The following is a 12381-nucleotide window of genomic DNA, read 5'->3' as shown; positions in this document are numbered from 1 at the left end:
CGGGTGAAAGGGCGCGTGGAAAAACAAAATCAAAACCCTGGGAGCAATCCCCCAGACCCCTTTTTTCTTTCAATAATTAAACCCGGGGGGTACCTGGGCAGTTGGGAGTAAATGTTCAGACAAAGTAGAACTACAAACCCGTGCCAGGCTCCATGAATTCAAACCAGGTTCGGGTGGCCCGGGCAATGCTCGCGGCATCCCACAACGGAGCATCCCGCCAGTGTTCGATCCCCTGGAGCATGGTGGCAACCCCGGTGGCGAAATCGACCTTGGGACGCCATCCGAGATGGCGCTTGATTTTTTCGATGTCGGCCCAGGTGCAGTCAGGCTCTCCGGGGCGTTTGGGTACGAATTCGACCACACCCTCCAAAAGCTCGACCAGGCGGAGAATGGTTTGCGGATTGTCGGCGCCGACATTGTAGATTTCGCCGGCGAGTCCCTTCATGGCAGTCTGGAAGAAGGCTTCCGCCACGTCGGTGACAAAGATGAAATCCCGACTCTGGGTGCCATCTCCCACCACGGTGAACGGTTTTCCCGCCAGTTTCTGGCGGAAGAAGACGCCAAAAACCGCCCCATAAGCCCCGGTCGTCCGGACCCGGGGACCATAGGCGTTGAAAATGCGCAGGGAATTGACGGGCAGCCCATAGACCTTGCCCCAGTGCAGAACGGCCAGTTCTCCCAGATATTTGCTCAAGGCGTAGGGATATTGGGGTTGGATGGGAAAGTCTTCCCGGGTCGGAGTCGCAGCAAGGCCGTAACAGGACGAGGATGCCGCATAGACAAACCGTTCGACCCCTCCCGACAGCCGGGCCGCCTCCAGGATCCGTACCGTCCCTTGAACGTTGGTCGCCATGTATTCCACGGGATGTTCGATGGACGGGACGATGTCGCCGATGCCGGCAAAGTGAAATACCCACCGGACATCCTTGAAGAACGCATGTCCCGGGTCAATGGTGCGAATGTCGCCTGTTTCCAGCACAAGATCGGGGTTTCGGGAATGGTGCGCCAGATTGGATTCCCGGCCACCACTCAAATTATCCAGGACACGAACCCGGAACCGGTCGTTCAGAAGACGGTCGGTCATGTGACTGCCGATGAAGCCGGCCCCTCCAGTAACGAGGGCGATGGGTTTTTCCCGCATGTTTCGACGCGCTCCAAAAAATTGGGGGAAAAGCGGATCCAGCCGCGCCATATTGCGTCGATTGCGGCATCAATGCAAGGTTGGCGATTCCCGTTCTTTTTCGACCAGCGCCTGCAACACCTTCAAGGCCCGCTCCCGCTTGCCGACATCATCCACGAACGAAAACCGTTCATGCCACTCCCGGGAACCGTTGAGGTTGTCGATTTCACGGATCAACGCTTCCATGGCGGGACTGCCTGGCAGGCCATCCTGGGTTTGCACCCGCAGTTCGTCCAAGATCCGGAGAATGGCTTCGAGCCGGCGCTTTTGATCTTCCTGGTCATACATGATGTTGGATCCTGCATTCGAATGCGTACATTCACGGGAACCGGATGCCCTTGACGACGCGAGAACTTAAATTATTTAAAGTGCGTCCGTCGTGGCGCCATGGAGATTCATTGTGAAGCATTCGTTCACGGGAAACAATTACTTTTTTATGCTTTTTTCATTTGCGGAAATGGAATGCATCCGTGTGATCGCAACCCGGCAAACCAGGGATGCTTGAAGGATGGCGGACGACGATCGCCTGTCCGCTGGCGGTGTAGAGCGGTGTTTCGGGAAGATCGCGAAAGAAATCGTCCACCGCTTTTTTCGCCCCGGGACATTTGGGAAAGCCATAATCGTCGAAAACCAGGACGCCCCCCGGCACCAGGCGCGGATAGAAGAAGAGACAACAATCCAGAACGGATCGATGGATGTCCACATCCACATGGACCAGACTGAATTTTTTGTCGCCGATGGGGCCGGCGCTTTCCGGAAACACGCCGGGATGGAGGGTGACATGCGGCAGAGGTTCGAGAAAGTTTTGCACTTCGCCAAGCGAGGTGTCGCCGAAATCGCCCTGGCGGAACAGATCCCACCGGGGATCGGTTTCCGGCATGCCGGCGAAGGTATCGAAAACATGTACCGGACGGTCGCCATCCACCGCCAGAAGATAGGCCGACCCCCCCCGATAACTGCCGACCTCGGCGATATTTTCGCCAAGGCCCCGGCTGTGGGTCACCAGTTGGCGCAATGTGTAGGCGCTGGGAGGCTCCACCCGGGTGCGGTCCGCGACACGGCGCCACAGATCGAGAAACGCCCTGTCGGTGTGCCAGGGTTCGATGGGTGGGGTCGGATGGGGCCGTGGCCGCAGGGTGTAACCGAAATGTCGGAACAACCACCGGTCAAGGGTCCGGGCAAGTGGGGATGGGATGGCGATTTTTCTCATGGCTTCAAAAAACCGTGACGCCGGTTTCACTTTGGAACAGCCGTGCGTCGGACCAATCGTTGACCATGGGTTTTCCTTTAATGTTGAGACTGGTATTGAGCAGCATGGGACAGCCGGTTCGTTCCTGGAATCGTTCCAACAACCGGTGGAGTGTCGGATTCTGGGTGCGATCCACCGTCTGCACCCGGCTCGATCCATCGACGTGGCAGATGGCGGGAAACCGATGGGGGTGAAGGCAGCGGCCCGTGAGCTGCATGTAGGGGGAACGGGGCACGGGCAGGTCGAAGAATTCGGCGGTCCGCTCGGCCATGATGACGGGAGCGAACGGTCGGAACGGTTCGCGCCGTTTGATTTCGTTGACCCGGTCTTTGATCCCCGGACCGCGAGGGTCGGCCAGAAGACTGCGGTTGCCCAAGGCCCTGGGGCCGAACTCCGCCCGTCCATGGGCCAGTCCCGCCATGCCCTCCACGAGCAGGGTTGCCACCAGCCCGTCAAGGTCGGGATCGCGGGCCAGGTCATGGCCCAGGTAGGGACCTTCCCATGCAACCGGTCGCCCGTCATGGGCCAGGGCCGCGCCCAGGGCATTGCCGGCGTCTCCCGGATTGGGCATGATCCACAGACGGTCGAACAAACCGTGGCGCAGGATTCGTTCGTTGGCGACGCAATTCAGGGCAAAACCACCGGACAATACCAGATTGCGACAGGGAACTTTTCTGGCGACCCAGGCCATGAGATCCAGCAGCGCCTCCTCGGCGATCTTTTGAACGCTTGCAGCCAGCGTCTCGGGTTCGGTCAGTTCCGGATGCCACGCCCCCAGGCCGCGATGGAGGTTGCGGCGCAGTCGAAAACCCGGAGGGATCGTTGGATGAATGATCTCCCGGAGGATCAATTCCCGATGCCGTGGTTGTCCCAGGGCCGCCATGGCCATGAGGATGAATTCCTCCTCGTTGGGCTTGAGGCCGCAACGCTGGGTGAAGGCGGAATAGAACAGGCCGAGGCTGTGGGGGTAACGCTGGACAAACAATCGGCTGAGCCGGTTGTCGCGGCCATGCCAGACGGAAAGGGTATCCCATTCGCCGATTCCGTCCGCCACAACAATCGCCGCCTCGTCGAAGGGCGCGGTATAAAACCCGCCGGCGGCATGGGACAGGTGGTGGCCGACGGTGACCAGGGGAACGCCGGCCAAGGCCTTGAAGGCGCGAATATGGTCCAGTGGCGAGGCCCCGGACAGAAATTCCCGCAGGCGTCCCGATCTCAGGTGGCGCAGCCGGGTCCGCCAGGGGCGTTCGTGAAAAACAATGCGCTCGGGAGGCCCCGCCGTTTGCAGGGCGTCGCGGAGCAGGGCTTCGTTGAGAAGGGGATCGTTCTTCAGACCGGAATAGCGTTCGGCATGGGCGGCAAACAAAATGCGCGAACCACGAACCACCGCCAGTCCGGCGTCGTGTCCAAAACAACTGATTCCATAGATTGTTGCCTCGCGGGATGGTTTCATGGTCCGGTCACGGATAGATGAAGGGTTTGACCCTGGAGGCCCGTCGGGCGCGCCATCGGCCACGGAACCGGTCCCACCATCCGGGGATCCTCCCTGGGGTTTGCATCGACGGCTCCGCGGACGGCAGGGGAAGGTCTTCGAGCAACGAATGCGCGGTCAGGTAATCGGCCAGAAGTCCGGCCCAATGGTCATGCCCTTCCTCGTCGGGATGGCGTCCTTTCCATCGTGGGGTCGCCACCGACAGAATTTCCGCCATGGAGCCGCCGCAGCCGACAAAATTAAAATAGGTCCGCCGATCGACGGCGCGCACATGGGCAACCTCGGTCCGGGCCACGGCAAACGTCTCCTGGCAGGATTTCAAGGCGTCGAAAAACAAAAACCGGAGGCCATGGTGGCGCAGGAAGGCCTGCAACACCAAGACCTGAGTGGCGAAGCGGCAGGCCGACTCGTGATCGTTCCACGCCACCTCGCGATAGGCCTGGTTGAGGCGGTTCAGTGCCGGATGGTCGGGATAGTCGTGATAGGGGATCACCTGCCGCCAACGGCCATCGATGAAATACTCCCGGCGCATGGGATCGGACCAACCCACGACCACCAGAAGGCGCTTCCGCCCCGAAGCCCCTTCGGCATCGAGAAAATCCTGCACCCATCGGATCGTGGTGCGCAGGATTCGATCGTTGGAACCGCCTGGAGTGCTGTCGTTGATCACCCGGCCACCTCCGAGCCGTTGGGCCAGGCGACTCGGCCAGGCATGACGCTCCCGATAATCGTCGTCGAGACAGACGTGGGTTTCGGGGTCGTCGATCAGTTCGTAGCCATAGGTCATGGAACAGCCGTTGGCATACACGATCAACCTTTCGCGCGTTTCTTGGAAAAGATTTGGAATCGGGTCCATGACGGACCGTCTTTCTTCGTTATTGCACATGATGCCCCGGTGGTGAATATCGATCCGGGACTGGCTGCTTTTGTCCCAATCCGGCCTCGGAGCGCAGGGCCACGGTGACGCACAACATTTCCTCGGTTCGATCCGCCTCGACCCGTGACGAGAAGATGGCCGATGCCCCGGATTGAAAAACCACCCACCGGGAATGTGCCTCCGGAATCACCGTGAGCGGCGCACCCGAGGGAAGTCCGGCCTTTTTCATGGCTTCGCGTGCCGTCCAGACACGGGTTGCCGCGACATCCAACCGTTCCCGGGTCATTTCGGCAATCACCCGGGCCAGTTTCAACCCTTCGGTTCCCAGCAGGTTTTGCCAGCGATCGGTGTCGTGCAGGCGGACCTGTTGCAGATCGCAGCCCAGGGGAACGATGCCCGTGACCGCCAGTTTCCAGTCACCGCTGTAGGCGATGGACTGGAAACTGGCGGCGGCAACGGGATCCGGTTTGCCATCGGGGCGATGATGGGGATCGATGGCGCGGGTTCTCTCCTTTTGTCCATTGCCCTGCGGCAGGATGGCGACCTTCAAGCCTGCCTGGGGCAGGTCGGCGGCCACCTGGCGTTCGAAGAATGATGCCATGAGCAGGGGAGAGTTCAAACGAAGTCCGGGCAGTTCACCCATGACGCGCATGGTGATTCGTCGCCAGCGCTCGATCAACCGGCCATCCCGGTCGAAGATGACCAGATCGTTCACCAGTTCATGGCCGCGATCCTCGATCTCCCTGGCATACATTCGATAAGGTCGTCCTGGTGACAGGGTCCCGATCTCGATCTCTTCCACCGCGATGGGAATCACGACCTTGTGCGGAATACAGGCCTGGATTCCGTGGAGCGCCGCATCGCGGGCCCCCGGGTCCCCAAGCAGGAATCCCTGGGGAAAAGAAGAGGAAAACCACTGTGTCGCGCCATCGATGGCGATTTGGCCACTGCAACGCCGGGCTTCGATCATCCGATAACCCTGGATGCGCTTGAACCGCCCCTGCTGAAAAAGCACGTTCCGATAGAGGGCGCGATCCGGATCGAAGGGGCGAATTTCCTCCGTTGGCAATTCCGGGATGTCCGATTCGTCCGTTTCGTGACTGCGGTCGCCGTGTCCGAGGGTACACCGCGCCGCCACATGGTCGAGCTGGAAGTCGGTGGTCGAACAACGAATCGCCAGCCGGATCGTACCATCCGTATCCGCCAGGGCCAGCAGGCGCAGGGTCAGAGGTTCGGTTGGCCCATTCTCCCGAAATCCCGGGACCACGATCGCCTTGCGAAACACCACGGCGAAAAACCGCAAGTCAGCCGCTTGTGATTGGCGCCACATCAGGGTCACTGCCGCTTCCGCCATGGCCTCCAGCGCCAACACGGCGGGAAACAGACGTTCTCCATCGAGGACATGATCATCGAGGTACGGGTCCGATTGCGGTGACAGATGGCATTCGGCGATCAATTCCGTTTCCGGATAATAGACCGGGACGGTGTCGATGAACCGGAACTGCCGCAACGGTGGCGTATCCAGGACCACCGTCGGTGGATTGCCGAACCGGTCGGACACGATCAAACGGGGCGGCAGGTCGGGAGTTTGGACCAACCTCAGAAACGCCTGGACGCCATCGTCGATGGAGATGGGGGCGATTCCCTGTTCTCCCAGCGCTTCGAGACGGCCAAGACGTTGTCCCATGCCAGTGCCCGACCACACCGACCACTCCATGGCCAGGCAGCGGCAGTGCGGATGCAGCGACTGGAATCGTTCGATCCGATGGCCCAACCATTCGTTGGCCAGGGCGTAATCCGCCTCTCCCTGAAGGCCGGTGCGGGCGATGATCGAGCCGAAGCCGACCAGAAGTTTCAACGAACCGGGATCGATGGCGGCCAGAAGATTGTCCAATCCGTCGATCTTGGGCGCGAGGGTGGCCTTCAGGTCCGCGATGGTCAGGTTGGTCACCAGGCAGGGGTGGTTCAGACCGGCACCATGGATCATGGCAGTCACCGGGGCGTTCAGTTCGGCAACGCCACGGGCCACGGCATCGGCCACCTGGGCCGCGTTGGTGACATCCGCCCGTTGGTAGCTGATCCGCGGGTGTGCCATGCGCAGGCGTGCCAGGTTGTTGAACAGTTCCGTGCTGGTCTGGGGAACGGACCGTCCCAGAATCAACAGGGCGCATCCGGTTCGCCGTGCCAGTTGCAGGCCGCATTCGGCGCCAATCCCCTTGCCGCCACCGGTGATCAGGACCACGTCATGGCCCCCGATCAATTCCCGGGTTGTCCGGAAGGACGACCATGGGACCGGTTTCAGATAAGGTTCCGTCCGTTGTCCCGCTTCATCGATCAACATTTCGCCAAATCCAGATCGCCCGCCATCGATTTCCCGGATGATCCAGGCCGGGGAATCCATGGTTTCCGTTGGCGGCAGATTGATGACCAGGGTGCGAATGTCCGGATGTTCCAGGAAAAAGGAGCGGGCGAAACCACTGCCGCCCCAACCTTGCTGGACCACGACAAAAGTCATCGACGACCCATGAAGCTGCCGTGCCCGTTCGATGCAACGTTGCGCCCCTTGCAACAGGACCGGGAGCGTCCCAACCTCGGGGAACGCGCCAGGCCAGAGGATCACGCCGTGACCATGCGGTTCGGAGTTCAGCCGGCGCAGCAAAGCCTCTTCCCTGGCCAGACGATTGCCAAATCCTTCCCAGATTCCCTGGGAAACAACGGGGTTGTCTTCCAGGGGGGGGGGTGATGCGGGCACCACATGAAAACAACGAACCCAGCTGCCGATGCCATGGGGCGTCGTCGTCGTGGCGGTCATCCGCGGATCGGTCGCGCCTGGACGTCGTTCAAGCGCCGTGGTGATTTCGGCAAGGCTTGCGTTGGCGAACTCGGTCAGATCCGCGGGAACCCGCAAGCCCGTCGATGCGGCCAGTCGCGCGATGATTTCGCCAACCGTGATGGAATTGAGATGAAGATCCGCCAACATGCGGCTGCTGTCCTGGATGGTCCAAGGTGGAAGGCCGGTATGTTCGGCAATGATCTGGCGCAGACGGTCGGTGGTGTCGCCGTCGGTCGGACGTTCGGACACTGGAGTGGCGTCCGGTTCTCCGGCGACTGTTTTTCCGGTGACGTTTTTTTCGGCGCTTTTCTCTTCATTTTTCGGCAGAGAAAGCCGTTCCGGCAGTGTCGGAATCGATTCACATGGATTTTTAAGGAATTGTGGATTCCAGTTCCAATTGAATCGCCGCGCAAAACGGTCCTTGAAAAGCGTGGACAATCGTGGGGCGCGTCCCAGAACGAAAAGAGCTGCCACCGCGTGCAGAAAGGGTCCCATGGAATCGCCGCCCACATCCAGGGAGATGGCCGGTGTATCGCTGAAACCATTGACCAGGTGGGTCAGCACCTGGCCCGGCCCGACCTCCAGCAATAGATCCACCATCCCCGCCGCCTGGGTGACGGCGGTCAGGAACTGCACCGGGGACACCAATTGATCGCCCAGGTAGCGGGTGAGGTCGGTATCGTTGGGCAGTGGCAGTCCGGTCACCGTGGAGATGACCGTGCGTTCCGGGGGGCGAAACCGAAACTCCTGCAACAGATCCGAAAAAATCGTGGCGACACCGGCCATGGCGGGGGTGTGGAACGCCTGGCGCACGCGCAACAGGGTTGCGTTCATTCCCTGGCGCCGCACCTGGTCCACCAGGGTTTCCACCGCCCGACGGTCACCGGAAACCACCGTTTGGCTCGGAGCATTGATATTGGCGACATGAAGATTTTCGTATCCGTCGATGGCGGCGATCGTTCGTTCGCGGTCCGCGGCAAGGGCCGCCATGGCTCCATGGGTACGGGGGTCCGCCACCATGGCCCGGCCACGCGCCCTGGCAATGGTCAACAGTTCAGAGGCCTCCATGCACCCGGCCCAATGCAGGGCCGACAACTCACCCAGGCTGTGCCCCAGAGCCACATCGCCCTGAAGACCAAGCCGCCGCAACAGCGCAAGCCCGCCGAGCGAGGCCGTGGCGATGGCGGGCTGGGCAAAGTCGGTATCGCTTCGATCCTGAAAATCATCGAGGGCTGCCTGCCGATAGCAATCCCGGGCCTCATCGAAGCGGCGGGCATGGATACCGCCTTCCGGGCGTGCCGGCGCCCCTTGTCCGGAGAACATCAATCCAATGCGGCCACGGACATGATTGGACGACAGGAAGACACCGTCCGCAACGGACAGATGAACGATCGAATCGTCGGCATTTTCCATTATTTTTTTTAATATTATTAATTTATTGTGCAACTCCTCGGGTGTTCCCGCCACCACGGCTGCCTTCCATGAGGTCAATCCGCCGTTGGTGAAGCGGTTTCCCAGATCGACCGCCAGGTCGGTCAACTCGGATCGGGAACAGGCATGGGCAAAGTGGACGACCCGATCGATGAGTCGTGCCAGATCCTTTCGATGGACGGTCGCGAACGGAAACAGTTCCACATCCTGAAAGGTGCGCAGTCGTTCGAGTGGCGCCCGTCCTTCGCCGACGATCGGGACGGTGGTCCGAACCGGTTCCGGGACCTCGGCGAGGGTGATATGGCTGTTGATGCCGCCAAATCCCATGGCGCTGACCCCGGCGCGGCGTTCCAATCCATCGGACCGCCATTCCCGCGGTTGACTGGCGGGCATAAGGTTGTGCGGATTGGCGATGAGCAGGGGATGTGGTTGCCGGCACGCGGTGGTTGGTGGCAGGATCCGTTCGCCGAGACATTTCACCGTGCGCAACAATCCGGCCAGCCCTGCGGCCGCCTTGGTATGACCGATGTTGGCCTTGATGGAACTGATCACGGCCGGTTCGATGGGATTGCCACTGTTGTTCCGGGCATCGATCAAGGTTTTCAGTTCGGTGGCGTCGCCCACCCTGGTCCCGGTGCCATGCCCCTCGAAATAGCCCACCGACTCGATGCCGTAGCCGGAGCGCCGGTAGCAACGCTGCACGGCCAGCGTTTGCCCTTCGGATTCGGGGCGTGTCAAACCGCCCCGGCCATCGGAGGAGATGCCCCATCCATGAATGACGGCATGAATATGGGTACACTGTTTCAGGGCATCCTGGTAACGCATCAAGGCGACGAAACCACACCCTTCACCCGGCCAGAATCCCTGGGATTGCACGTCGTAGACCCGCATTTCGTCACGGGCCAACGCCGCGGTACGGGAAAAGCCGATCAGTTCGAACGGATCGATGCTCAAATCGACGCCGCCAGCCAGGACCATGTCCGCATCGCCCGCCACCAGTGCCGAACAGGCATCGGTGACGGCCAGCAATGATGAAGCGCAGGCCCCATCCACGGTGTAACCACCACCCTTGAAATTAAAGTGGTTGCAGATGCGACCGGCAATGGTATTGGACAAACCTCCGGCAAGAAAATCCTCGTTGGGAACGGGAAAGGGGCTTTTGTATCGGACTTCGAGGTCACCCAGGAGACGGGCGAATTCGGCATCGTGGAGATGCGGCTGTTCGTGCCGCAGGTGTTGCGCCAGCACGTTGCGCACATAGGGCCAGCGTGAGCGCATGACATGGGCCCTGGAAAATTCTCCGGCCAGGGAGTTGCCCACCACCACGCGCACGGCCTCGTTGTCCGGACCTTCGCCTTTGCGAAAGCGGATGTCCTCGATGGTCTCCCTGGCCACGGTCAATGCCAGCCAGTGGGTCTGATCGGTGACTTCATGGCTTTTTTGGGAAACGCGAAACCATGCACGATCAAAGTCGAACCCCTTGAGAAGTGCCGCTTGTGTTGCATACGCGCAATCCATGTCCTTGCCACTGGGATCGAAATAGCCCGAAGACATTCGGACCTCGGGAATGCGGCGAAACGATTGACGTTGCGCAAGGGTGTTCTCGAAGAGTTGTTCCACGCTGTCCGCGTCGGGATATCGGCATGCCATGCCGACGATGGCAATGGGGCAGGTCCTGGTTGGATGATGCATGACCGCGTTCTTCCCGCTTGAAGATGGAATGGATCAGGACAACACAAACCGCGTTTGTCCGGCGCATCGGTACGGTTGGTCCTCCCCGAGGGAAAGGACCAACCGGCCCGGGTGACCCATCAGCTATTGATGGTCACCGTGTTCGAGGGCGCGATACCGATGGGCGTGGCGCTGGTGACCAGAACCTGGGTCAAGGCCTTGGCGGCCCCTCCGCTCCAGGAGTAGGTGTTGGTTCCCGAATTGAACTTCAGAACCTGGGACATGAGCGTGCCTTGATAAACGAAGGCTTTCTTCCCCGGAGGGCAGGAAAAGCTCATCGTTTTCGTGGTGGTCGTGCTCCATTGTTCCGTGAAGGACAGGGCAAAGGTGGTGGAAACGCTGGCGGTGACGATCTCGATGGAGACACCGACACTGGAAGTGATGCTGATGCTTTGCGATGTGCTGAAGGTGAACCCTTGACTGATGGAGGTCTGATAGGTGCTGGTCACATCCGAGTGGCTGTTGTCCAACGAGGCGACGATTTGCAGATTGGGACTGTAGAGAATGATGGCCAGGGCTTCATTGGAAGTGTTGGTGCTCGGAATGCCGGCGAAAAAAGTCGTTTCATTGGCAGCGGGCAAGGTATCGAAAATCTTGAGTTCATGTTGGACAGGCGGTGGAAAACCCATAATCTATTCTCCTTAATCGTGTCTGTGACGCATTGGATGACGATAAAACAGTGTGTATGGACGCTCGAAGGCATCATTTGCAGCGGATGGTCGGCGTGTCGGGCAGGCCGAAGTGTTTGAGAACGGAATGATAATGGCGGCACAGGGAGTCCGGTTCCGAATACAGGACGGCGCGGGCACTCATGGAAAGATCCGTCTTGTGCGTGTCGCCGCCATCCTTTGTTTTTCGTTTGTAATCCTGGATGTTCAGACTGTAATCGAGGGTCAACACCCCGAGGCCGATGTATTCGCTGCCACTCATTTGGACCAGCAGGATGACACGACTTTTGTTATCCAACTTATAGTTGCTCAGGTCTGACTGGGTCATGGGGTTGATGACAGTTGTCATCACAGCCTGAATGGATTGTTTGTTCAGACCGGCGACCAGTACGGAGGATGCGGCGACGGCGGAATCGATGAACAGTTCCTTGATGGCATCGGCGTTTTTGTAATAGCCGGTTTTGATGATCGGATTACCGAACTGACCGGTGAATCCGTTGGCACCACTGTTGTCGAAAAGCCATTGGAAGTGCGGTTTGTTTTGAATGACCTGAAGTTCCGGCCCATAGTTGTCGGCAAAGTCGGAGGCGGTCCAGTCTCCGGTTGCGACCTGGGTGTATGCTGGCATGTTGTTGGTCTGAAGCCGTGCGGCGCCAGTCATCATGCAGGACCTGGCCTCCTGATCATCGGAGGGGGCCAAAATGGCAAAGGATTGTATTTCTCCCCCGGGGATCTGGGAATGAACCTGATTGACATAATTTTGCAACGTGCTCGGGGTGAGTTCGGCGCAGTTCAGGCCGACGTTTTCCAACTGGGTTCTGAGGGTGACATCATTGAACGGGGTGGGGGTCGCTTTTTTCAAGCTGAGTTGAAATCCTGGAAGCGGCGGAGGAAAACCCATTTGCACTCTCCTGTGATTT

The 12381-nt window shown here is 59.7% G+C and carries 8 protein-coding genes; all 8 read right to left on the bottom strand.

What is annotated here, in order from left to right:
* Nucleotides 1-130: 130 nt before the first annotated feature.
* The 8 genes from HQL76_14665 to HQL76_14630 all read right to left on the bottom strand — a co-directional run bounded on the left by HQL76_14665 (nucleotide 131) and on the right by HQL76_14630 (nucleotide 12362).
* Nucleotides 131-1141 carry an NAD-dependent epimerase/dehydratase family protein gene (locus HQL76_14665; GenBank protein MBF0110407.1) on the bottom strand — a complete coding sequence of 337 codons (1011 nt, stop codon included), beginning with the start codon at nucleotides 1139-1141 and terminating at the stop codon, nucleotides 131-133.
* Nucleotides 1142-1210: 69 nt separating this feature from the next.
* Entirely contained in the window at nucleotides 1211-1468 is a 258-nt protein-coding gene (locus HQL76_14660) for a hypothetical protein (GenBank protein ID MBF0110406.1), read from the bottom strand.
* 157 nt (nucleotides 1469-1625) lie between these two features.
* A complete protein-coding gene (locus HQL76_14655) occupies nucleotides 1626-2390 on the bottom strand; it encodes a class I SAM-dependent methyltransferase (GenBank protein ID MBF0110405.1) in 765 nt (254 codons plus the stop codon).
* A gap of 4 nt (nucleotides 2391-2394) precedes the next feature.
* Nucleotides 2395-3882, bottom strand: a complete 1488-nt coding sequence (locus HQL76_14650) for a hypothetical protein (GenBank protein ID MBF0110404.1) — start codon at nucleotides 3880-3882, stop codon at nucleotides 2395-2397.
* A 7-nt stretch (nucleotides 3883-3889) separates the two neighbouring features.
* Nucleotides 3890-4777 carry a hypothetical protein gene (locus HQL76_14645; GenBank protein ID MBF0110403.1) on the bottom strand — a complete coding sequence of 296 codons (888 nt, stop codon included), beginning with the start codon at nucleotides 4775-4777 and terminating at the stop codon, nucleotides 3890-3892.
* Nucleotides 4778-4796: 19 nt separating this feature from the next.
* On the bottom strand, nucleotides 4797-10754 hold the full coding sequence (locus HQL76_14640) for an SDR family NAD(P)-dependent oxidoreductase (GenBank protein ID MBF0110402.1): 5958 nt from the start codon (nucleotides 10752-10754) through the stop codon (nucleotides 4797-4799).
* Nucleotides 10755-10873: 119 nt separating this feature from the next.
* The gene (locus HQL76_14635; protein MBF0110401.1) at nucleotides 10874-11422 is read right to left on the bottom strand and encodes a hypothetical protein; all 549 of its coding nucleotides are present in this window, start codon (nucleotides 11420-11422) and stop codon (nucleotides 10874-10876) included.
* 73 nt (nucleotides 11423-11495) lie between these two features.
* Entirely contained in the window at nucleotides 11496-12362 is an 867-nt protein-coding gene (locus tag HQL76_14630; protein ID MBF0110400.1) for a hypothetical protein, read from the bottom strand.
* Between the last annotated feature and the right edge of the window lie 19 nt (nucleotides 12363-12381).

This window comes from Magnetococcales bacterium (assembly GCA_015228815.1).
Taxonomy (GTDB): domain Bacteria; phylum Pseudomonadota; class Magnetococcia; order Magnetococcales; family UBA8363; genus UBA8363.
The sequence above is the reverse complement of the archived record's forward strand: the minus strand, read 5'-3'. Positions and strand labels throughout refer to the sequence as shown.

Coding starts and splice junctions, on each gene's coding strand:
- HQL76_14665 (MBF0110407.1), bottom strand. CDS start 1,141: ATGCGGGAAAAACCCATCGCCCTCGTTACTGGAGGGGCCGGCTTCATC.
- HQL76_14635 (MBF0110401.1), bottom strand. CDS start 11,422: ATGGGTTTTCCACCGCCTGTCCAACATGAACTCAAGATTTTCGATACC.
- HQL76_14655 (MBF0110405.1), bottom strand. CDS start 2,390: ATGAGAAAAATCGCCATCCCATCCCCACTTGCCCGGACCCTTGACCGG.
- HQL76_14650 (MBF0110404.1), bottom strand. CDS start 3,882: ATGAAACCATCCCGCGAGGCAACAATCTATGGAATCAGTTGTTTTGGA.
- HQL76_14640 (MBF0110402.1), bottom strand. CDS start 10,754: ATGCATCATCCAACCAGGACCTGCCCCATTGCCATCGTCGGCATGGCA.
- HQL76_14645 (MBF0110403.1), bottom strand. CDS start 4,777: ATGGACCCGATTCCAAATCTTTTCCAAGAAACGCGCGAAAGGTTGATC.
- HQL76_14660 (MBF0110406.1), bottom strand. CDS start 1,468: ATGTATGACCAGGAAGATCAAAAGCGCCGGCTCGAAGCCATTCTCCGG.
- HQL76_14630 (MBF0110400.1), bottom strand. CDS start 12,362: ATGGGTTTTCCTCCGCCGCTTCCAGGATTTCAACTCAGCTTGAAAAAA.